Origin of the sequence: Clostridium senegalense JC122 (genome assembly GCF_000285575.1) — a bacterium.
Lineage (GTDB): Bacteria > Bacillota > Clostridia > Clostridiales > Clostridiaceae > Clostridium_J > Clostridium_J senegalense.
Map to the genome: position 1 here is coordinate 397,929 of NZ_HE611050.1, position 23,668 is coordinate 421,596.

Here is a 23,668-nt window from a genome sequence, read left to right on the forward strand (position 1 = left end):
CTAAATTTTTCTAGCTACTCTTAATTTAGAACTTCTACTTCTAGAGTTGTTTTCTTGTTCTTCTTTTGATGGCTCAATTGGTTTTCTACTTACTAAATCTACTATTGGTTTTTTATTACATACACAAAATGGTAACTCTTTAGGGCAATTACATGGATCATTTAATTCTTTAAATTTGTTTTTAACTATTCTATCCTCTAAAGAATGGAAAGTTATTATAGCAATTCTACCATCACTATTTAAAGCCTCCACGGAATCTTCTATCGCTTTATTAAGTATCATAAGTTCTTTATTAACTTCAATTCTTATTGCCTGAAAAGTTCTCTTAGCTGGATGTCCTCCATCTTTTTTAAATTTACCTGGAATTGCAGCCATTACAATATCAGCAAGTTGTAATGTTGTTTCAATAGGTCTTCTATTTACAATAAAATTTGAAATTCTCTTTGCAAATCTTTCTTCTCCAAAACTTTTTATTACATCTGCAAGTTCCTCTTCACTATAATCATTAACTACATTGTATGCAGATAATGAATTTTCTCTGTCCATTCTCATATCTAAAGGTGCATCTTTCATATAACTAAAACCTCTATCAGCATTATCTAACTGGTATGAAGATACGCCTAAGTCCATAAGTATACCATCTACTTTTTCTATGTTAAGTTTCTCTAAAATTTCTTTTATATTGTAAAAATTATTATGAACAAATGTTGTATTTTTGTATTCCTTTAATCTTTCATTTGCTGCCTTTAAAGCATCTTTGTCTTGGTCAATACCTATCAACCTACCTTTTTCAGATAATTTTTTTAATATTTCACTTGAATGACCTCCACCGCCTAAAGTACAGTCTACATATATTCCATCTTCTTTAATATTAAGTGCTTCTATACATTCATCTAGTAACACTGATACATGTTTAAAATCCATTGCTATATCTCCTTAAATGTTAGTTCTTTATTATCTTATATAATAATATAATAATACAATAAAAACTATAAAAGATTTATAATTAAAAAATTTTTAAAATTAATTATTTACTTATCTATTTTTAGTTTTAATATGAATTTATCCTTTAAAATATTTGCTTAAATAATTATAAAATTATTTGAAGTTTATATAATAATTCTATATTCATCAATAAAAACAAATTTTTATATAAATAAATTTTAAATTGTTTTATTTCATTAAATACATAGGATTATAAATTAATTTCAAATTTTAAAACTTTGTACTATATAGTAGTTAGATACTTGTTTTTAAAATATCTCTATATAATATAATACTACATATGTATTTAAAATTTAAACTTTATTAAATATTTATATCATAAAATATTCTATCACTATATTAAAATACCTTTAAAAATATTCTAGTTTTTTTCTTGTTTTTTCCTTTATATATATATATATTTCGTATATTTTTTGTCGAAATATAGTATTCTTTTTATTAAGTACTTATTTTTCTATAAATATCTTTTTAATTTTACATTTTTTTATTTATTATATGTATTAAAATTTTATTTATTATTTAGATTATAGTTTTAAATACTTAGAATTCAATGACACATTTTTTCATAAAGATACATTTAAATTATTGAATAAATCTAAATGTAAGGTTGTTTTCCTATAATTATTTATCTTTCAATTTATTAATATCACATTTTATTTCCTCTAGCTTGTCAAAAATAATATATGTACACATAATTATTATTCCCCCTATAATCACTAAGCATAAAATTACAAATTCTTCATGTACAGGAAAACTTCCCATCCAAAATAATTTAGCTGTCACAATAAAAAATGACAACGTAATAATTTCACCTAAAACTAAATGTTTAATTTTTCTCATTAACGTAATCCCCTTACCTCTAATATTATTTTAATTTACACTTTTGTATCCTATATTTATTTCTAATTATTATGTATAAACTCCTTTTTATTTTGTTTTTTCTTATTATAATAAGCTCAACATTAAAAGACTTATGGAAATTACAAGTTTTCTTGAAATTAAATTTGTTCTAGAGTATAATTTTAAAAGAGTTTTATAGTTTATATTTAGACATTACTATAGTAATATAGATTAAATCTTTAATATTATTATAGTAAAACAAGCTCTAATTTAAATTTATTCATGAAATTTTTGTTATGAATTCAAGAAAAAAATAATTTTAAAACTATATGATAAGAGCAAATATAAATTTTTATAATTTGAATATTTTTTTATGGAAAGGAACGAATTTACATATGAAACTAGGAATAGTAGGATTACCTAATGTAGGAAAGAGTACTCTTTTCAATGCTATAACTAAAGCTGGAGCAGAATCTGCTAACTACCCATTTTGTACTATTGAACCAAACGTAGGAGTTGTTAGTGTACCAGATAAAAGACTAGATGTCCTTGAGAAAATGTATAATACAAAAAGAAAAGTTCATACTGCAATAGAATTTTATGATATAGCTGGTCTTGTTAGAGGTGCTAGTAAAGGTGAAGGACTTGGAAATAAGTTTTTATCTCATATAAGAGAGGTTGCATCTATAGTACATGTTGTAAGATGCTTTGAAGATGAAAACATAGTGCATGTTGATGGATCTGTTGATCCAATTAGAGATATTGAAACTATAAGCTTAGAATTAATTTTTTCTGACTTAGAAGTTTTAGATAGAAGAATGGAAAAATCTCTAAAACTAGTTAGATCTGGGGATAAAACAGCAAAAGCTGAATATGAATTAATGGAAAGAATAAAAAAACACTTAGAAGCCAATAAACCTGTAAGAACTCTTGAGGTTACAGAAGACGAAGATGCATTTGTAAAAGGATTATTCTTAATAACTTCAAAACCAGTTTTATACGCTTGCAATATAAGTGAAGATGATTTAATGAACGGAAATCTTGAAAATGACTTAGTAAAAAGAGTTAAAGAGTATGCTAGCAATGAAAATTCTGAAGCTATGGTTATTTGTGCAAGATTAGAAGAGGAACTTTCAACTCTTGATGAAGAAGAAAAGCTTTCAATGCTTGAAGAATATGGTCTTGAAGAATCAGGTCTTGATAAATTAATAGGAGCTAGCTATAAATTATTAGGACTTATTAGCTATTTAACTGCAGGTGTTCAAGAAGTTAGAGCTTGGACTATTAAAAACGGAACTAAAGCACCTGCTGCTGCCGGTAAAATCCATAGCGATATTGAAAGAGGTTTTATCAGAGCTGAGGTAGTTTCTTATGATAAATTAGTTGAGTGTGGTTCTGAAGCTTCAGCTAAAGAAAATGGTCATTTTAGACTTGAAGGAAAAGAATATGTAATGCAAGATGGAGACGTTGTTAACTTTAGATTTAATGTTTAGCATAATTAAAAAGCATACAACTAATAAAAACACAACAAAAATTAATTTTTGTTGTGTTTTTATTTCTATTTGTTTAATAATTTTCTTGCTATATTTAAATTTTTTATTTTCCATAAATTAAAATTATATTTCTTGTTCCTTTGTAAATCTTTAACTATTATTTTAGGTTTTCTCCCTAAATAAGTTTTTATTTTAAAATTATTTAACCTTACTGTAATATCAGGGTTCTTATTTTTTTTCATTGTAATTTAAGAGCTCCTTATCTATTATTTTTTTTATTTTATCTAAACTCAAATTTCTTTTGTCCATTAACACTTTAATTGCATCTTCGATATTTTCCATAGTATATATAGAAAATGTTCCTTCTTTAATTGCCTCTTCTACTTCTTCACAAAGTACTAAGTCATCTTTATTAGATTTTGGTATTAATACACATTTATTTTCTATCACATCTACTGTTTTACATACCTTAAAAAAACCTTCGATTTTTTCATTCACTCCACCAATTGGTTGAACATCACCAAACTGATTTATAGAACCAGTAACAGCTATATTTTGTTTTATAGGAATTTTAGTTAATGCTGATAACATACAAATAACTTCTGCTACTGATGCACTGTCTCCATTTACTACTCCATAAACTTGTTCAAAACTTAGATGAAAATCTACTGGTAATTTTTTATATCCCCCATTTAATGCACTCATATATCCTTTTAATATACTTATAGCTTTATTGTGTATGTGACCACTTAAATTTGCATCTCTTTGGGAATCTATAATATTTCCATCCCCCTTATAACAACTACAAGTTATCTTTAATGGTCGACCGAAACTTACATAACCAGTCCCGACTACTGATAATCCATTTATTTGTCCAATTTTACTACCATTAACTTGTATTAGACTTCTTTTTTCTTTATATCCTTCAAGAAATTCTAGTTCTATCAATTCATCCTCATAAGCAACAGATAAAATATCATCCTTATCTATTATGTCTTTATTATTTTCTTTTGCATAATTATTAGCTAACAATATAAGACTACCGACCTCATCATTTTCAAAATATAACTTATTTTTACTTTCAGCTTTTCTACATAAATACTTAGCTACTTCTTTTATAGCTTCTTCAGTTAATTCTCTAGTATTATTATTTTTACAAAACATTTTTATTTGTCCTATAAGTGCTTTTTTAGAATTTTTATTTATTTTTATAATTGGATTATATTCTGCTCTTATTTTAAATATTTTTTTAAAATCCTCATCATTTCTATAAAGAACATCATAAAATTCATAATCTCCCACTAAAATAACCTTTGGTGATATTTTTATTGGCTCTGGTTTTAGTCCACTTAATGCTAATAATTCTAAATATCCCTTATTATAGTCTAAATCTACCTTCTCATTTAATAAAACTTTTTTTAGATAATAGTATGATTGTGGGTTATTAAGAAGATTATTCAGTCTTATTATCAAACATCCACCATTTGCCTTTATTATGCTGCCTGCTTTTATTAAGGAAGGGTCTGATATATATATACCATTGTGATTTTCATATTCTATACTTCCTATTAAATTATTTAGACTTGGATCTTCTTCAAATATTACTGGGGGTTTTTTATTATGAGAATTATCTACTACTACATTTACAATATATTTAAAAATTATTTCATTAATTTTTTCTTCATCATCTTCATAATTCACAGTATAATTTTCAAGTAACTCATTTAATATTTTATTTGATACAAATTTTAAATACTCTTTAACTTTGACATCTGATTCTAATAACTTAGAATATTTCTTTTCTTCTTTTTCTATTATATTTGAAAGATATTCCCTCATTATTTCTTTTATCTTTTCAAGTTCTTTTATTTCCATGTCTCTAAGTTCTTCTATTATCTCTTTAGTTTTTATTTTTAAATTATTTACTCTAGATAACATATCCTCTTTGGTTTCCTCATCTAGGTTTTCGTATTCATCCTCAGTCATTTCTTTTTCTTCATTTAGAGGTATAAATGTGAACCCTCCTTCACTAGATTTTATATCAAATCCATTTTCCTTAGATACTGTTACCAGTGAAGAAATCATTTCACTTCTTTTTTTCTGTATTTTCTCTACAAGGTTTTCTTTCTCCTTGCTTATAGAATTTGTATAAAATTCAAAAGTTTTATTTGCTATTACATCCTGAAATTTTTCCAAAGTTTTTTTAAATAAATTTCCATTCCCATTTTTTACAAACATAGGTACAGGTTTTTTTATGTCATCTTCAACTACATAACATATATCATCTGGCGCTTCGTAATTTTTAAATATCTCTTTTACATAATTTATTATATTATCCATTTTATCTTTAGAGTACTCATCCACTAAGTAAACATTATACCCTTCTTTTTCTATTTCAATTGCTGCTTTTATTTTCTTATATGCTTTTTCATATTGTGGAATCATAGACATGTTATTTTTAAATGGAACCTTATTTACATCAAATTTGAACATAACCTCTTTTGGAGTTAATTTCTTTTTCATGGCTCCCCTCCCGTTAGTAATCACTTATTATATTAATATTCTAACAACGATGTTTTTGGAACAAATTTATCAATTTTAAAATAAAATCTATAAATTTCATAAAAATACACATAATAAAATATATATTTAACACTATTCTATTGCATAATTTTCGTTTACAATTTAAACTTGTTAATTAGTACGACTTAATATATAATAAATTTATTCGTAATTATTATTTAAATTATTAGATAAAGCTATATATTATTACTGAAAAGGAGTTATTTATATGGGATTTAAAGATAAGTTATCTCAAAGTTATACTAGCGCGTACTTAAATAGATATGGGGATAGACTAACTCAATTACAAGGAAGAATTTTATCTATTAAAGTAGAACAGAAAAGCTTTTTAGGTATTATAAATACAATTACTGCAACTTTAGTTGTTAAAGCAATGGCTTCAAGTGGAGTTAATACTTGTTATTATAAAAAGAGAAGATGGTTTAAAAAACCTGCCTTTATGAACATATCTCAAGGCCATTCTGTAATTATTCAAGGGTTAAAACCGGATAAAAAGAAAAAAAGAAAGAAAAAGCAGGATGAATTTATTTCTATAATTAATATTGTAAACATGACTAACAAAAGTGAACTAGTACCATCTAATGGTGAAATACCTAAAAAAGTACAGCGTGTTAAAGCTGATAGACGATATAAATAAAAGGAGATTTTTAATCTCCTTTTATTTATTTAAATTTTTATTTTATTTATTTTTTATTTTTATGGCTCAAATATATATATAAACTATTTATAAAAGCTATCGTCCCTGAGAAGAAAAGAATTATTAACCATTGTCCTAAATCTAATGATACTGTCTTAAATATCTTTTGGAATATTGGCATATAAACAATGCAAATTAAAGATAATAAAGATAATCCTACAGCACCTATTAAATACATATTAGTAAAAGGATTTATCTCAAATAAAGAGTACCTTTCAGACCTACATTCAAAAACATGTATAAGTTGAGACATTATTAATGTTCCTAATGCTAAAGTTCTACATGTTTCTAAACTCATTCCATAGTATTTTCCAGCAATAAATGCCATAACTGTACAAATACCTATTAAACTACCTCTTAATATAATTTTTTCTTTTAATCCTCTTGCAAATATACTTTCATTTTTTTCTCTTGGTTTTTGCATCATAATATCTTTATCTCCTGGATCTACTCCTAAGGCTATAGCTGGTAGTCCATCTGTTACTAGATTTACAAAAAGGATTTGTATTGGAAGCAATGGAGTCTCTAGATAAAATAATGAAGCTAAAAACATAGTAAGTACTTCACCTAAATTACAAGATAAAAGATATCTTATAAATTTTCTTATATTATCATATATCTTTCTTCCCTCTTCTACAGCAGCTACTATTGTAGAATAATTATCATCTAATAAAATCATAGATGCAGCTTCTTTTGTTACATCTGTTCCAGATATACCCATAGCAACCCCTATATCTGCTTCTTTTACTGCTGGAGCATCATTTACACCATCACCACTCATAGCTACAATTTTTCCTTTTGATTTAAAAGTTTTAACTATCCTTAATTTATGTTTAGGGTTAACCCTTGCAAAAACTCTATAACTATCTATATTATCTTTTAATTGTTTGTCAGAAAATCTATCTAATTCTTCTCCAGTTATAACTTGCTCTAAGGAATTGCAAATTTCTAATTGTTTTCCTATAGCATAAGCTGTATTTTTATGATCTCCTGTTATCATTATAGGTTTTATACCTGCCATTTTACATTCAATTACAGAATCTTTTGCTTCTTTTCTTGGAGGGTCTATTATACCTGCTATACCTGCAAAAATTAGATTACATTCTAAATCATTTTCTTTTTTTATTATATTCTCAGTTTTATAAGCGCCTGCAATACACCTTAGAGCATCATAAGACATGTCATCTATAGCCTTTTCAACTGCTTTTTTATAAGTATAAGTAAAAGGTTGTACATTGCCATTTATTAATATATGTGTGCATTTATTAAGTAACATTTCTGGTGCACCTTTTACATAACATGTCTCCTTACCATCTTCATTTACAACTACAGACATCATTTTCTTCGTAGAATTAAATGGAATTTCAAATTCTCTTCTAACTTTTGAAATAAACTTTTGCAATTCTTTTGGAGATTTGAAAAATGCTTTTATTAATGCAGTTTCTGTTGGATCTCCAAAAAGACATTTATCTATGTTTAAACCTTGAAAATTATAATCACAGTTATTACAATATACAAATATTTTTTTTAGTATTTCATTTTGATTCTTACTTTCATCATATATATTCCCATCAAAATAAAACTTTTTTACAACCATTTTATTTTCTGTAAGGGTTCCAGTTTTATCTGTACATATAATTGAAGTACATCCTAATGTTTCTACTGCTGGAAGTTTTCTTACTAAAGCTTGTCTATCAAGCATCCTTGAAACACCCAATGCTAGCGCAACTGTAACTATTGCAGCTAATCCTTCTGGTATTGCTGCAACTGCTAAAGTTACTCCTGATAAAAACATAGTATATGGATCTTGACCTCTTACAATTCCTAATACAGTTACTATAGTGCAGATTACTAGACACATTACAACTAAAATTTTACCAAGAGCATCTAATTTTTCTCTTAATACAGACTTTTCAGTGTCTATACTATTTAACATGTGAGCTATTTTTCCCATTTCTGTGTTCATTCCTGTAAGTAATACTTTTGCTATACCTTTTCCTGTTAATACTGTAGTTCCCATATAAACTTCATTAGACTTGTTTTCCTTTGAATTCTTATAAACTCCAACAGATTCTCCTGTAAGTAAAGATTCATCTACCATAAAAGAATTATCCTCTAAAAGAATTGCATCAGCTTGTACCTTATCTCCGCTTTCTAATATTAAAAGATCTCCTGGCACTAAATACATAGAATTAACTATCTCAACTTTGCCATTTCTTATTACTTTTGCTGTTGGTGCTGCCATTTCTTTCAAAGCTTCTAAGGATTTTTCAGTTTTAAATTCTTGAACAAATCCAAGTATTGCATTCATAAAAACTATTATAAGTATTGTTATTGCATCTGCTAAGTCCCCCATTACACCTGAAATTACAGTAGCTCCAATTAATACCCATATTATAAAATCATTAAACTGACTTAAAAATATTTTTATTGCTGATATTTTTTCTTTACTTTGAAGAACATTTAAGCCAAATTGTTTAATCTTTTTTTCTACTTCATCATTTGTAAGTCCTCTCATTTCCTTATCATACAATTTTATCCCCCCTTTATATTCTTTTGCATAACTATGGTTATGAATGATATAGGATTAAAATTAAAATTCTATCCTATATAATGACACAAGCTTAAATGCTAAATTACTATAGGGAAACAACCTCCAATTTAAATTTATTCACTAACTTTAAAATATTTTAATGTAAAATGTAGTGTTAAATTCTAAGTGATTAGGAGCGTATCTCACTATTTTAGGTATCCAAGTTTTGTAACAAGTAATTTTAAAAGCAAACTTGGAACCCTATCAAGAAACTCAAAATAAAGCTTTATTTTGATATTCTTAATATACTTAAGCTATTTAAAAGCTTGTACTCACTTTTTTAGATTTCCAAAACTTTAAACACAGATATTTAAATGTTATTTTTAGAATATTATAGTGAAGTAAAAGATACACAAGCTCCAATTTAAATTCATTCAATATATTTACAATATTTTCATACAAAATGTAGTATTGAGTTTTAAGTGATTCGGAGCATATCTCACTATTTTAGGTATCCAAGTTTTGTAACAAGTAATTTTAAAAGTAAACTTGAAACCCTATATCAATATCTAAAATCTTTAACGTATAAATTTAAGTGTTCCTTTGGAATCCTATATAATGAAACAAGCCTATTTAAATTTTCTATGAATTTAAATAGAATTTTATTCTAAATATTTTTATATAATTAATTTATTTAAGGCTTGCATTCATTTTATTTTTTGTATCCAAAATTTGCGTTGTATAAATTCAACTATAATTTTGGAATCCTATATTAAGAATGAATGTAAAAAAACAAGTTTTCTACTTTAAATACTTTTTATAATTGAATCTATAATATATAATTTAAATGAATATTATTTTATATATATCCTATACTAATTTGTTATACGGTGATAAAAACATACTTTGAAATTAAAACTTAAAAGTACTTATCATTCTTCTATTGCTAAATATATGTATGTCGTTTTGATTATATGAAATGTATTAAAAAAATATTCATAAAAATTTATACTTTACATTAATAAATTATCCCTTTACAATTACATATGTACTGTTAAATTTATAAAATATTTTTAAGGAGGTAATAATATTGAAAAATAGTATTTATATTACAGGACATAAAAACCCTGATTCTGACTCAATTTGTTCTGCTCTTGCCTATGCAGAGTTTAAAAATAAAACTCAAAAAACTCCTGCAACTGCAATAAGATTAGGCGAAATAAATAATGAAACAAAATTTATTCTTGACTATTTTAAAGTAGAACAACCAAAACTTATTACGACCGTAAAAACTGAAATAGCTGATTTAGAAATAGATACAGTAGCACCTATTTCTCCTGATATTTCCTTAAAAATGGCGTGGTCAATAATGAAAAAAATTAATTGTAATACACTGCCTGTAGTTGATGAAAATGAAAGATTAATAGGTATAACATCTGTGTCTAACTTAACTTCTAGTTATTTAGATATTTGGGACAATTACATACTTGCTAAAAGCAACACAAAGCTTGATAACATATTAGATACATTATCTGCAAGAGTTGAATACCTTAGCGATGAAAATTTACAACTTAAAGGTAAAATTGCCGTTGCTAACATGTCTCCAAATGATGAGAAAACTATAATAGAAGAAAATGATATAGTTATATGTGGTGACAGAGAAGATATACAAAACTTTGTTGTTAGTAAAAAAGTTGATTTGATGATTATAACAGGAAACAGAGAACCATTACCTGGAATAATAGAAAAAGCTAAAGAAGCTAACTGTACAATAATCGTTACTCCATATGATACATTTACTACATCAAGACTCATAACTCAAAGTATACCTGTAAGTTATGTTATGACAAAAAATAATTTAATAAGTTTTGAAGTTAATGATTTTATTGATGAAATTAAAGATATTATGCTTGAAACAAGATATAGATGTTATCCTGTTACAGACAGTAATGGTAAAGTTATAGGAACTATTTCTCGTTATCATTTAATTAATCAAAGAAAGAAAAAAGTAATTTTAATGGACCACAATGAGAAATCTCAATCTGTGGATGGCATAGATGATGCTGAAGTTGTTGAAATAATAGATCACCATAGAATTGCAGACATTCAAACAGGACTTCCTATATATTTTAGAAACGAACCTGTTGGAAGCACTTCTACAATAGTAGCTTCTATTTATTTTGAAAATGGAATAAGACCAAGCAGACAAATTGCTGGGATATTATGTGGTGCTATCATTTCTGATACATTATTACTTAAATCACCAACTTCTACATTAGTAGATGAAATAGTATTAAAAAGACTTGCTCAAATTGCTGATATAAATATTGAAGAGTTTGCTAACGAAATGTTCAAAGCAGCTACTTCTCTTGAAGGAAAATCAGCAAAAGATCTTTTAAACCAAGACTATAAAACATTTACTATAGGTGAAACTAAAATAGGAGTAGGCCAAGTTACTACAACTTATATTGAAGGCTTTAAAGATATAAAAAATGATCTTCTTGAGTTAATGGAAACTGTTGCTTCTGAAAATAATCTTGAAATGATAACATTAATGATTACAGATATCTTTAATGGTGGTTCTTTATTCTTAGTATGTGGAAATAAAGATCTATTTATTAGTGCATTTAATACTACACTTGAAAATAATGCAGTTTATCTAGATGGAGTTGTTTCTAGAAAGAAACAAGTTATTCCACCGTTAAATGAAGCTATAGATAAAATGAACTAAAAAAAAGTGCCTCTTAAAATGAACTATCATTTTGAGGCACTTTCCTTATTTTATTATAAAACTTATTTATCTCACACTATTAATCATTCCCCACATCTCATCTGCAGTTTTAAGTGCAGTAGAGCCTAAAGAAAATGCTCTTTGAGTTAAAATCATATCACTCATCTCTTCACCAATATTTACATTAGAATTTTCTAAATATCCCTGTAGAATATTTTTATCTGTAGTTTCATACATATTACTACCTTCTAAAGGAACATATAAATTTTCTCCTATTGACATCAAAGAAGTATCTCCTACTACACCATAAGTTTTTATTTGACCTAATTTCACAAAATTTCCATTTATATTCTTTAAAACTCCACCATCTTTATCTATAGTGAAGTCACTTCCATTTAATTTTATCGGACCACCAGGATAATTAACTTCATTTCCTCTTTCATCAACTATACTTACCCTATTTCCATTCCCATCAGCTAAATTCCCATTAGCATCAACTGCAAAGCTACCAGCTCTTGTGTATGCTTCTTTTCCATCAGCAGTATATATTTTAAATAATCCATTTCCATCTATAGCTAAATGTGATGCTGTGCCTGTATTTTGAAGGGCCCCTTGTTGAAATTGTCGTACAACCTTTCCAGATTTTACACCAGTTCCATATGTTAAATTATTTTTCCTATCAGTTATTGGATATCCATTTCTATTTAATGAGTCTTGATATAAATCTTCAAATTGAACATCTAATCTTTTATAACCAGAAGTATTAACATTATTTATATTATTAGATAATATATCTAATTTATTTTGCTGTGCCATCATAGCACTTTTATTTGTAGATAACAAAGTAAACATTTATAATTCACCACCTTTAAATCTATCTTCTTGCTATATCATTAACTGCTTTTCCTAAAGTTTCATCTAAAACTTTCAACGTTTTAATGTTACTTTCAAACCCTCTCATTGTAGACATCATATCTGACATTTCTACAACTGTATTAACATTTGACTGTTCCAATCCCTTTTGCCTTATAAATCCATTAGATCTTATTCCTGTCTCTGTTGTAGAATATATATTATGGCCAATCTTAGTTAGGTTATCGTAATTTTGAAAATCAACAACTTCAAACTGATATTTTAAGTTTCCATCTACCCTAATGTTACCTAACTTATCACAGCTCAAATCACCTTTTCCTACATTTATAGGTTCTAAATTTCCTGTAGCAGAACTTCTTCCCAAAACAACATCTCCACTTTGATTTACCAAATATCCATTTCCATCTATTGAAAAATGTCCGTCTCTAGTGTATGCTACTTCATTATTTCCCCTTTGACGTACCATAAAAAACCCATTACCTTCTATTGCAAAATCCGTTGGGCTACTTGTATCCTTAACAAATCCTTGTTCAAAGTAAGTAACCTTGTCATTTATTTCTGCACCATTGCTTAATGTTCCAATATTGTTTTTGTAATTTTTTCTTGCTACTAATTTATCTTTATTAGAAATCATAACTTCATCAAAGGACTTTATTGCTAATTTTTCTGCCTTATATCCAGGTGTATTAACATTTGCCATATTATTCATTATTGAATTTTGTTTTGCTTCACTAGTTATTAATCCAGATGCTACTGTATATAGACCTCTTATCATTTTTTCACCTCATCCTTATTAATCATAACTTTCACTTCATCAGGATACTTCATACCTAATTTTCTCGCTCTCATTTCTACTTGAGAATCACTTAATGAATATGTAACTTGTGATATAGTCATACAAAAGGCTCCTATTAATATACCAATACCTATCCCTAATAATATTTTTTTGTCTGATAAAAACTTAAATGTATTTTTTATTTTAGATATAATTCTTCTATTAATAGTACTTCCCCCTTTCCAAGTTTTAGCTTGTCCGCTATTTCTTCTACAGAAAAGTTTTGACTATAAAGCGCTTTTATTTGTTCAACTTTCACACTATTTTCACTTAAACTAACTGTACAATTATTACTATTAGTTTCTATGTTAAGTTCAGTATTTTTCATATTTTTGTTAGTTGAATAAATCTCATTTTTAGTAATATATTCATCTTTTATTTTATCGTATCTAATACCATCTTCTTTACTACAATCTTTTTCAACAATATTTTTTAAATCTTCAATTTCTAATTGAAGGTTTAATATTGTTTCACTAAATTCTCTTCTTAATTTTCCTATTTTTACATCTATATCATCCAAAGAATCTTCAGTTTCATTTAATATTTGAGAGAAATTTTTATTCTTTTTTAAATCCTTTACACTGAAAATTATAATTATACTTGCTATGAAAACTAAAATTATTAGCATTTTTTACTCCCTTAATAAATTTCATATTTCAATTTTTTTAGTGCTTTTCTTAAATTAATTATAGCCTTGCTATGCAATTGACAAACTCTTGATTCTGATACTTCTAATATTTTTCCTATTTCTTTTAACGTAAGTTTTTCATAATAATATAATGTAATTATAAGTCTATCTTTATCTCTTAATAAGTCTATTGCCTTCCCCAGATATTCTATTAATTCACTTTGTTCTAAGGACTTCTCTGGCCCTATTATTTTTTTATCTTCAATTGTTCCTATTAAAGATATGTCATCATCATCATTAAACATTAAACTTTCTAAAGAAACAATCGATATATAATTTATATAGTTTTCTATTTTAGTAAGATCACTTAAGGATATACCCATTTCCTTTGCAATTTCTTGACTATTTGGTTCTCTTAAAAATCTGTTTTGTAAACTTTCTACAGCTTCATTATATTTATTTAGTTTGTCCATAGCCCCTTTAGATATGGGGCTATTTTTCCTTAACTCATCTATCATTGATCCTTTTATTCTTATAGCTGCATAGGTAGAGAACTTCATACCTTTACTCTCATCGAACTTATTTAATGCGTCCATAAGTCCTATCATCCCATAGCTTACCAAGTCTTCATATTCTACATATTTGGTTTTACCCATAATAATTCTTGATGCAATATACTTTACTAATGGAATATATTGTTCAACTACATGTTTCTTTTCAGTTTGGTTATTCAAAATTGTCACCTCCCGAAGTCTTAAGCATTCTTCTCATTTCCATAAATATATATCTAATGACTTTTTCTCTTTCCTGTTCTTCTATCTCTAAGAAATCTACCCCGCAAACATATTTATTCTCATAGTCTTCTTCTATTCTTACGATTTGCCCTAAAACTATAATTTCTTCCGTTACATTTAAATGCATTATAATATAATCTTTCAATTGTGGCTTTTCTGCTACTCTAATTTTCAATCCACCACCACTTAAATCTACTGTATATCCAACTTTAAAATCTAAAATATCATAACTATTAAGTTTATTTTTAGGATAATTCTTAGTTATATAATAATTTACTATACCTGTATGGCTAATTCTTACATATTTTCGTCTTTGTATTTTTCTAATATCATATGGTTGTCCTAATATCACCAGTGGAACTTCATCATACTTTCTTCCAACAACATCAACTTTAAATTTATAAACTTTACCCTTTCTATCATTATAAATAACTTCATATTTTTCATCTGGTCTCATAGTTAAATAAGTATTGTTTATAGTTGGTATAAATATTGCTATTGTATCTTCTTCAACTTCTTGAATTGTAGTTTTAGCATAACCTTCCTCTGTTAAAACCTCTAGTATGGTATTTGGATGAAATTTTATATTAATGCTCATTTTTTTCCCCCTATGATATAATATTAAAAATTTTTTTAAAGAATTTTTGGATACCTGAATTATTTTCTTTAATAAGAAGTCCTTCCATTTTCATGGCTATATTATCTATATCTTTACTAATATATGAGTTAGGATACCCTATATATACTGGCTTTTGTGCCCTTACAGATTTCAATAGTTTACTGTCTTCAGAAAGCTTTCCTAAAAAATTTAACTTTACATCTAAAAATCTTTCTGCTGCGCCTTGTAGTTTTAAAAACGTATTTTCACCTTCTATATTATCTAATACCCTATTTACAATAATATTTCCATTATCTTTAATATTAAAATGTCTTACTGCTTTTATAAGACTATACGCATCTGTTAAAGATGTTGGTTCCGGTGTAGTTACAACTATGAAATCATCACTACAAGATATAAAAGATAAAACACTTTTATTAATTCCTGCACCTGTATCCATCAATATATAATCATATCCTCTTAACCCTTCTAAATTCTTCAAAAATTTTTGTCGTTGTATATCTGTTAAATCATCCATTCGTCCAAGACCTGATCCTCCAGATATTAAATTTACTCCTAATGGACCTTCTACTATAATTTCAGTAATATCCTTTTCATTGAATATAATATCAAATATGTTATACTTTGGAAAGCACCCCATTAAAATATCATCATTTCCCATACCTATATCTGCATCAAATATTAGAACTTTTTTGCCCATTTTTTGTAGGCATATAGCTAAATTTACTACTATATTACTTTTCCCAACACCACCTTTGCCTGATGTAACTGTTATTATTTTAGTTGATAAACTTTTATCTTTTTTTATTTTATTACTCTCATTTGCTAATTCTCTAAGCTTAGATGCTTGATCTAACATATGCTATTCTCTCCCATTATTAAACTTAAAAGCTCCTCCTTACTTGGAAATTTTATATCCTCTGGAACATTTTGACCTGTAGTTATAAAACTTAATGGTACATTAACTTCTTTTAATATATTTAATATAGAACCATAAGTTGATGTTTCATCTAATTTTGTTATTACAACCCTATTAACACCTAAATTTCTATAGGAATCAGCTATTACTTTTATATCTGTATTTTTAACACTAGAACTTAAAACTAAATTAATATTTTTAGCATTGGATTTTTCTACATAAGCTCTTAGTTCAGATAATTGCATTGTATTTTTACTGCTTCTTCCTGTAGTATCAATTAATATAACATCACAATTTTCCATAGATTTTATTGCACTTTCCATATCTTTTAAATTAAATACTACATTAAAAGGAATGTTCATTATTTCTGCATATGTTTTTAATTGCTCAACGGCACCTATTCTATAAGTATCTATTGTTATTAGACCTACATTTTTCTTTTCTAAAAGTGCTAATTTACCTGCTAACTTTGCTATTGTTGTTGTTTTTCCAACACCGGTAGGTCCTACAAACACCATAATTTTATCTAAATAGTTTTCTTCTAGTATTATCTCTTCTTTTATTAACTCTTTTATTTTATTTAATTTTTCTTTATCATCAATATTCTTTACTTTTAGCAACAAGTATTCTATTATTCCCCTTGATATATCCTGTTTTTCTAAGTGTTTTTCTGTTTTATTTTCAAAACTATCTTCCTTATTTAAAACTAGAGTATTTATCATATTTTTTATCTGTTCCATCTCACTTAATAATTCACTATTATCTGTCTTATTATTAGGTTCATATTTTTCTTTTTCATTAGTACTTGCTCTCTCTGCTAGTGCTTCTAATAAATCATTCTGTATATTATCTGATACATGTAGATTTTTTTTGCTTATATCTTCCATAACACTTTTTTTATTATCTTGGGACTCTACTGCAGCAGTTATTTCTACTATTTTTTTAGAAAATAATCCTTTTATCCCAGAATTTCTTATTTTTTTTGACTAATTATCACTGCATCTTTTCCAAGCTCTTGCCTTATCTTTCCTAAAGCCTCATTTACATTATTGGCTGTATATTTTTTTATTATCATTACAATGAAACAACTCCTTCTGCTTTTATTTCTACATCATTAGGGATTTCATTTAAAGACAATACCATAATTTGAGGAAACACCATCTCTATAAGTTTTCTAAGTGCCGGTCTTATTTTAGGAGACACTAACATTACTGGTATATTATTATTAAAATAAGTGCTATCTAACACTAATTTAATTGCACCAAATATTTTTGTTGTAATGTCCGGATTTAATGCAGGGAAAGAACCTTGTGGTGACTTTTGAATACTATTAGCTATGATATTTTCTAACTCTGAATCTACTGTTGCTACGGTTATTGACTTTCTTTCATCAACAAGTTCACTACATATGCTTCTTGAAAGTGCAAATCTTACATATTCAGTTAATATCTCTATATCTTGAGTATTTCTAGCATTATCAGCTAATGACTCTAATATAGTTACCATATCCTTTACTGATACTCTTTCTTTTAAAAGGTTTTGAAGAATTTTTTGCACCTCACCTATAGTCATTAAATCTGGTATTAATTCTTCTACTACTGTAGAATATTTTTCTTTAACAGAATCTAAAATCATTTTTGTTTCTTGTCGTCCTAAAAGTTCATGACAATGAGCTTTTATAGTTTCTGTTAAATGAGTTATCATAACTGTTGTCGGATCTACAACTGTTAACCCCTTAATTTCTGCATCTTCTCGTTGATCTTTGTTAATCCATACTGCTGGTATTCCAAAAGTAGGTTCTATAGTATTTATTCCAGCCATATCTATACTTTCACTGGTTGGATCCATGCATAAAAACATATTAGGCATAATCTCTGCCTTTTCTATAACTGTTCCTCTTATTTTTATTACATACTCATTGCTTTTTAATCTTAAATTATCTCTTATTCTTATAGGTTGTACAACTATTCCCATCTCTATAGCACACTGCCTTCTTACAGAAGATATCCTCTGAACTAAATCTCCACCAGCGGCATCATCCGCTAAAGGAATTAATCCATAACCTATTTCTATTTCTAAAGGTTCAACAGAAATTAAATTCATAACATTTTCTGGTTCCTTTTTTTCTGTTTCTATTATTTCTTGCTCTTCCATTTCAATTTCTTTTATAGTCTTTTCTTTTTCATCTTTAAATAAAAGATATGAACTATACGCTGTACCTGCTGATAATAACAGAAATACTATAGTTGGCATTCCTTCTATTAATGCTAGAATAAAAAGTACTACTGATGCCATTCCTATAACCATTGGGAATGCTGTAATTTGTCCACTTAATTGCTTACCAAAGTTTTCATCACTACCAGAACGTGTTACTAATATACCTGATGAAGTTGAAATTAATAGTGCTGGTATTTGAGATACTAGACCATCTCCAACAGTTAATATTACATATTTACTTGCTGCCTCTGATGCAGTAAGTCCGTTCATTAATACACCTATTATTATTCCTGCAACAATATTTATTATTGTTATTATAATACCTGCTATTGCATCACCTTTTACGAACTTAGATGCACCATCCATAGCTCCGTAAAAATCAGCTTCTTTTTGAAGATTTGATCTTCTTACTCTTGCTTCTTCCTCTGATATCATGCCTGCATTTAAATCAGCATCTATACTCATTTGCTTACCTGGCATAGCATCAAGAGTAAATCTTGCTGATACTTCTGATACTCTACCTGCACCATTGGTAATAACAACAAATTGAATAATTACTATTATTAAAAACATTATGATACCTACAAAATAATTTCCTTTAACAACAAATTGTCCAAAGGTCTCAATAATATTTCCTGCATATCCCTCACCTAATATAAGCCTTGTTGAGGACATATTCAGTGCTAATCTAAACAATGTTGTTACCAATAACAATGTTGGAAATACTGAAAGCTGTAATATACTAGTAGTGAACATTGTAATTAGTATAATAATAACAGATAAAGTAATATTTATTGCTAAAAGCATATCAAGTATTGGTGGTGGTAATGGAATTATAATCATAAGAACAATTCCTATAACACCAAAAGCTATAATAATATCTATATTCTTTTTTAAATCAAATTTCTTTAAAGCCTCCATGCCATCATCCTCTACTTTAATTTAAACATTATGAAACTTTCTTAATGTTTAATATAATTTTAATAATCTATAGGGTTATAAATTGACTTTTAAATTTACGCACTTATCAAATGAGAAAATTTAATATCTTTTTTACTTTTTCATTTTATAAACAACAGCTAAAATTTCTGCTACTGCTTGATACATGTTATATGGAATCTCCAATCCTAAATCTACTTCTTTATATATAAGTCGTGCTAAAGGTTTATTCTCAATAATTGGGATATCATTGTTTTTGGCAATTTCTTTTATTTTTATCGCTATATTATCTGCTCCTTTACCTATGACCTTAGGAGCAACTCCACTATTCTCCTCATATTTTAATGCTATTGCTATATGAGTTGGATTAGTTATTACCACTGTAGCATCCGGTATGTCTTGCATCATTCTTCGCATAGCCATTTCTCTTTGCTTTTGCCTTCTTTTCCCCTTAACAATAGGATCTCCTTCTTGTTGTTTAAATTCTTCTTTTACTTCTTGTTTGGTCATTCTTAAATCTTTTTTAAACTTATACTTTTGATACCCATAATCTGCTATTCCAATTACAATCATTACTAAACTTACTTTTTTCAAAATATCTACTATAAGGTCCCCTAATGCATAAGTCATTGCTACAAATCTTAAATTAGTAAAATTTAATATACGATAATAATTTGATTCTATAAACTTATAACCAACATATCCGATAATAATTATGATAATTATGTTTTTTAATAAATCTATAATAGCTTTTATTGAAAACATATTCTTTAATCCTTTTATAGGATTTATTTTTTCAAACTTTGGCTTTAATGGTTCTTTAGTAAACATTTTGCCTACTTGAGCAATGTTTGCAATTACTCCCATAACCATTATTGGTAATGCTACTGGTAAAAATATAATAAGTATTTTTATAATTACAACTTTTACAACTCCGCTTACATTGTTTAAAGTAAACTCCATATTGGTATACTGAGAAAAAAACATTATAAGTATTTCTTTAAGTCCATTTAAAACTCCCTCAAGAAAAAACATAGCTACTGCGGTAACACCTAAAAGCCCTATGGCGGAAGTAAATTCTTTACTCTTTGCTACTTGACCTTTTTTTCTAGCATCACTTTTCTTTTTAGGAGTAGCATCTTCTGTTTTTTCTCCACCTTCGCTTGCAAAAAATACTAATATACATGGTAATACATCAAATAGTCCTTTAATAGCCTGAGACATCTGATCTAAATTGTTAATTATCATTTTCATTAATACTGGCACCGATAAGGATACTGTAAGTAGTCCAAGCATTATCTTTATAGGAATACCTAGCATCATTATATTTAGTTGTGGCATTACCCTTGCAACTAAACCTAAAGTGAAATCTGTAATTATTATTATAAAAATTATAGGCACTGCCATTTTAAATCCTATATAAAAAAATTCTATAATAACATGTACCATATATGTAAAAATTTCTGGTTTAAAACTTAATGCTCCAATTCCTACTAAGTTAAAACTTTCTGCCAAAGAAGCTATAACTAAATGATGTCCATCTATTAATATAAATACAATCATGCATAGCATATAAAAAAATCTTCCTAATATTGTAGCAGTCTCATTTGACAATGGATCAAATACTGCTGACATAGAAAAGGAAACTTGAAAATCTAAAAACTGACCTGCCATTTGTACAATCTGAAAAACTATAGTAGTTATAAACCCTAACAATAATCCAACTGATATTTCTTTACATATTAAAACTATAAAATATAAATTATTGTTAATTTCAGGTGCATTTTTTCCGATTATAGGTACCATTACAAATGTTAGTAATAAAGATAAAACTACCTTATATCTTTGTGAAACACCACTTGGAAAAAATAATGGCACATAAAATATAAAAGATGTTAACCTTGTAAATACTAGTATAAATATTAAAAATTGTTGTAAATTCACTGATTCTATCAAAATTTATCCCACCTAAGGTTATATATTAGAAATTACTGAAAAAATATATTTCGTAAAAGATATCATAGTATTTCCCATAAATCCTGCTGTTAATAATCCAACCAATGCAACTGCAACTATCTTAGGTACAAAGGTTAAAGTTTGCTCTTGTATTTGAGTAGTAGCTTGAAAAATACTTATAACAAGTCCTACAACTGTTGCTGTAATAAGCATAGGCCCTGCTAAAATAAGCGAAGTTTTTATAAGTTCTCTCATAAGTGCTATAACCAAATTTTCTGACATATAATCACTCCTTACTTAAAGCTCATAATCAATGATTGACTTATTAAGTTCCAACCATCTACCAGTACAAATAATAGCAATTTAAACGGTAATGATATCATTACTGGTGATAGCATAAACATACCCATTGCCATAAGTACACTTGAAGTAACTATATCAATTACTAAAAATGGAATAAATAATAAGAATCCTATTTCAAATGCCGTTCTTAATTCACTTATCATAAATGCTGGCATTATAGCATAAAGAGGAACATCGTCATATATTGGAACTTCTAAGTTATCTTTTCCTTTTTCATATTTTACTGTATCTTCAAGATTACCTACTTCTAAAAATAATTTTAAATCCTTTGTTCGTGTTTGCCTTAACATAAAATCTCTCATTGGATTTATCGCATTAGTGTATGCCACTTCAGTGGTAATTTTATTCTCCATATAAGGTTTTATTGAGTTATTATTAATATCTGTGATTGTAGGCGCCATAACAAAAAACGTAAGGAAAAGTGAAAGACCTATTATAACCTGCCTTGGAACAGATTGCTGAATCCCTATAGCATTTTTTAATATAGATAATACAGTAACAATTCTTACAAAACCTGTTGTCATTATTATTATTGATGGTAATAATGTAAGTACTGTTAATGCTAATAATATCTTTATATTTTCTACAAAATCAGTAGGATTTTCTCCACCTTTAAAATCAATGTTTATATTAGGAATTGGTATTGTATTATTAGGTGCTGCACTTACTGCCTTATATCCTATAAAGGAAATTATTAACGCCAACATAATTGTGGTAACATATTTTTTTTGTCTATTTTTCATATAAATTCCTCTTTTATATTTTAATTTTCTTAGAATATTACTTTTTGTTTTTTCGTATATTTTTCCATATATCACTATATTTTTTTATACTTTCTTCATAGCTGTTATTTTTTCTTCTAAAAGTTTTATCTCGTCATCATTTAATTCTCTTAGAATTCTTATTTCATTGTTAGTTGAACTTACTACACACACTTTTTCACCAATTTTAACTATTAAAATTGAACCCTCTTTTGATAAAGAGAGTTTTTCTATAACTTTCATATATTTTCCTGGAGGAGTTACATAAAGTTTACTAGTAACTCTTCCAAGTAAATATATGAGAATCAGTATACATGGTAAAAATATTATAAGTTGTAGAAAGCTTTTTATAATTTCACTTTCCATACTAAACCTCTATTGAACTAATATTTCTGAAAAATAAACATTGTATAATTGTCCTGTACTTAATAATTCATTAATTCTTGTAATTAATTCATCCTTTAACTGTTCCTCTCCTTCTGGAGATAAATCAGTAGTTTTTTTAGTTCTTAAAGTATTTGTTATTGAATCTCTAATTGCAGATTTCTTTTTTTCTATTTCTGGTAGTAAATCCTTGTTTTTCTCATCATATCCTAATGAAATTTTTATCTTCAAATATCTTGGTTTACCTTCGTCTGCTAAATTTACTAAGAATTCATCTAAATCATAATATCCTTCATTTTTTAGTGAATTATTACTAATTACTTGTTGCCCATTTCCAATTACAGGAACATCATCTTTTGTACCAAAAAAATATCCTGCAAACATACATCCACCAGCTAATATTAAAAATAAAAGTATAATTAAGACAACTTTTAATACATTGCTCTTTTTGTTTTCACTACCTTCAATATTTTCTTTTTTGTTTTTTTCTTTAGCCAT

Annotated in this window: 21 protein-coding genes and 1 pseudogene; 3 read left to right on the forward strand and 19 right to left on the reverse strand. The window is 26.9% G+C overall.

Annotated elements, in window-relative coordinates:
* Both rsmH and CSGHG_RS02465 read right to left on the reverse strand, forming a co-directional pair.
* Entirely contained in the window at positions 1–924 is a 924-nt protein-coding gene (gene rsmH, locus CSGHG_RS02460) for a 16S rRNA (cytosine(1402)-N(4))-methyltransferase RsmH (RefSeq protein ID WP_010292347.1), read from the reverse strand.
* Positions 925–1,626: 702 nt separating this feature from the next.
* Positions 1,627–1,845 carry a hypothetical protein gene (locus CSGHG_RS02465; protein WP_010292350.1) on the reverse strand — a complete coding sequence of 73 codons (219 nt, stop codon included), beginning with the start codon at positions 1,843–1,845 and terminating at the stop codon, positions 1,627–1,629.
* Between the two features lie 395 nt (positions 1,846–2,240).
* Here CSGHG_RS02465 and ychF point away from each other — a divergent pair, with 395 nt between their 5' ends.
* Entirely contained in the window at positions 2,241–3,338 is a 1,098-nt protein-coding gene (gene ychF / locus CSGHG_RS02470; RefSeq protein WP_010292352.1) for a redox-regulated ATPase YchF, read from the forward strand.
* A gap of 65 nt (positions 3,339–3,403) precedes the next feature.
* Here the strand turns inward: ychF and CSGHG_RS23000 are convergent, their stop codons facing one another.
* Positions 3,404–3,580: a hypothetical protein gene (locus CSGHG_RS23000; RefSeq protein ID WP_155844724.1), complete on the reverse strand. Its 177-nt coding sequence runs from the start codon at positions 3,578–3,580 to the stop codon at positions 3,404–3,406.
* Positions 3,567–5,861 carry an AAA family ATPase gene (locus CSGHG_RS02480; RefSeq protein ID WP_010292354.1) on the reverse strand — a complete coding sequence of 765 codons (2,295 nt, stop codon included), beginning with the start codon at positions 5,859–5,861 and terminating at the stop codon, positions 3,567–3,569. The genes CSGHG_RS23000 and CSGHG_RS02480 overlap by 14 nt, the downstream gene beginning before the upstream one ends.
* A gap of 268 nt (positions 5,862–6,129) precedes the next feature.
* Between CSGHG_RS02480 and CSGHG_RS02485 the strand changes: the two genes are divergently transcribed.
* Positions 6,130–6,558 (forward strand): hypothetical protein, encoded by a 429-nt coding sequence (locus tag CSGHG_RS02485; protein WP_010292356.1) that lies wholly within the window; start codon positions 6,130–6,132, stop codon positions 6,556–6,558.
* Between the two features lie 46 nt (positions 6,559–6,604).
* Here CSGHG_RS02485 and CSGHG_RS02490 read toward each other — a convergent pair whose 3' ends face one another.
* On the reverse strand, positions 6,605–9,136 hold the full coding sequence (locus tag CSGHG_RS02490; protein ID WP_042316001.1) for a cation-translocating P-type ATPase: 2,532 nt from the start codon (positions 9,134–9,136) through the stop codon (positions 6,605–6,607).
* A gap of 1,105 nt (positions 9,137–10,241) precedes the next feature.
* Here CSGHG_RS02490 and CSGHG_RS02495 point away from each other — a divergent pair.
* On the forward strand, positions 10,242–11,882 hold the full coding sequence (locus CSGHG_RS02495; protein WP_010292363.1) for a putative manganese-dependent inorganic diphosphatase: 1,641 nt from the start codon (positions 10,242–10,244) through the stop codon (positions 11,880–11,882).
* Positions 11,883–11,948: 66 nt separating this feature from the next.
* Here CSGHG_RS02495 and CSGHG_RS02500 read toward each other — a convergent pair whose 3' ends face one another.
* From CSGHG_RS02500 to CSGHG_RS02565, 14 genes and pseudogenes are all read right to left on the reverse strand, one after another.
* A complete protein-coding gene (locus CSGHG_RS02500; RefSeq protein ID WP_010292365.1) occupies positions 11,949–12,734 on the reverse strand; it encodes a flagellar hook-basal body complex protein in 786 nt (261 codons plus the stop codon).
* 22 nt (positions 12,735–12,756) lie between these two features.
* Positions 12,757–13,530 (reverse strand): flagellar hook-basal body complex protein, encoded by a 774-nt coding sequence (locus CSGHG_RS02505; RefSeq protein WP_010292367.1) that lies wholly within the window; start codon positions 13,528–13,530, stop codon positions 12,757–12,759.
* On the reverse strand, positions 13,527–13,652 hold the full coding sequence (locus CSGHG_RS24535) for a hypothetical protein (protein WP_268869834.1): 126 nt from the start codon (positions 13,650–13,652) through the stop codon (positions 13,527–13,529). Before CSGHG_RS24535 ends, CSGHG_RS02505 begins: the two co-directional genes overlap by 4 nt.
* A gap of 77 nt (positions 13,653–13,729) precedes the next feature.
* Positions 13,730–14,218, reverse strand: a complete 489-nt coding sequence (locus CSGHG_RS02515) for a DUF6115 domain-containing protein (RefSeq protein WP_010292369.1) — start codon at positions 14,216–14,218, stop codon at positions 13,730–13,732.
* Positions 14,219–14,229: 11 nt separating this feature from the next.
* The gene (locus CSGHG_RS02520) at positions 14,230–14,961 is read right to left on the reverse strand and encodes a FliA/WhiG family RNA polymerase sigma factor (RefSeq protein WP_026022192.1); all 732 of its coding nucleotides are present in this window, start codon (positions 14,959–14,961) and stop codon (positions 14,230–14,232) included.
* Positions 14,945–15,610: a flagellar brake protein gene (locus CSGHG_RS02525; RefSeq protein WP_010292373.1), complete on the reverse strand. Its 666-nt coding sequence runs from the start codon at positions 15,608–15,610 to the stop codon at positions 14,945–14,947. The genes CSGHG_RS02520 and CSGHG_RS02525 overlap by 17 nt, the downstream gene beginning before the upstream one ends.
* A 10-nt stretch (positions 15,611–15,620) precedes the next feature.
* Entirely contained in the window at positions 15,621–16,490 is an 870-nt protein-coding gene (locus tag CSGHG_RS02530) for a MinD/ParA family protein (RefSeq protein WP_010292376.1), read from the reverse strand.
* Positions 16,484–17,625 (reverse strand): annotated as a pseudogene (gene flhF / locus CSGHG_RS19665) (flagellar biosynthesis protein FlhF). Before flhF ends, CSGHG_RS02530 begins: the two are co-directional and overlap by 7 nt.
* On the reverse strand, positions 17,625–19,688 hold the full coding sequence (gene flhA / locus CSGHG_RS02540) for a flagellar biosynthesis protein FlhA (protein ID WP_010292378.1): 2,064 nt from the start codon (positions 19,686–19,688) through the stop codon (positions 17,625–17,627). Before flhA ends, flhF begins: the two are co-directional and overlap by 1 nt.
* A 132-nt stretch (positions 19,689–19,820) precedes the next feature.
* Positions 19,821–21,662, reverse strand: coding sequence for a fused FliR family export protein/FlhB family type III secretion system protein (locus CSGHG_RS02545; RefSeq protein WP_010292380.1), 1,842 nt, complete (start codon positions 21,660–21,662; stop codon positions 19,821–19,823).
* 18 nt (positions 21,663–21,680) lie between these two features.
* Positions 21,681–21,944: a flagellar biosynthesis protein FliQ gene (gene fliQ, locus CSGHG_RS02550; protein WP_010292382.1), complete on the reverse strand. Its 264-nt coding sequence runs from the start codon at positions 21,942–21,944 to the stop codon at positions 21,681–21,683.
* An 11-nt stretch (positions 21,945–21,955) separates the two neighbouring features.
* Positions 21,956–22,768 carry a flagellar type III secretion system pore protein FliP gene (gene fliP, locus CSGHG_RS02555; protein ID WP_026022194.1) on the reverse strand — a complete coding sequence of 271 codons (813 nt, stop codon included), beginning with the start codon at positions 22,766–22,768 and terminating at the stop codon, positions 21,956–21,958.
* An 84-nt stretch (positions 22,769–22,852) separates the two neighbouring features.
* On the reverse strand, positions 22,853–23,152 hold the full coding sequence (gene fliO, locus CSGHG_RS19670; protein WP_010292386.1) for a flagellar biosynthetic protein FliO: 300 nt from the start codon (positions 23,150–23,152) through the stop codon (positions 22,853–22,855).
* A 9-nt stretch (positions 23,153–23,161) separates the two neighbouring features.
* On the reverse strand, positions 23,162–23,668 hold the full coding sequence (locus CSGHG_RS02565; RefSeq protein WP_010292387.1) for a flagellar basal body-associated FliL family protein: 507 nt from the start codon (positions 23,666–23,668) through the stop codon (positions 23,162–23,164).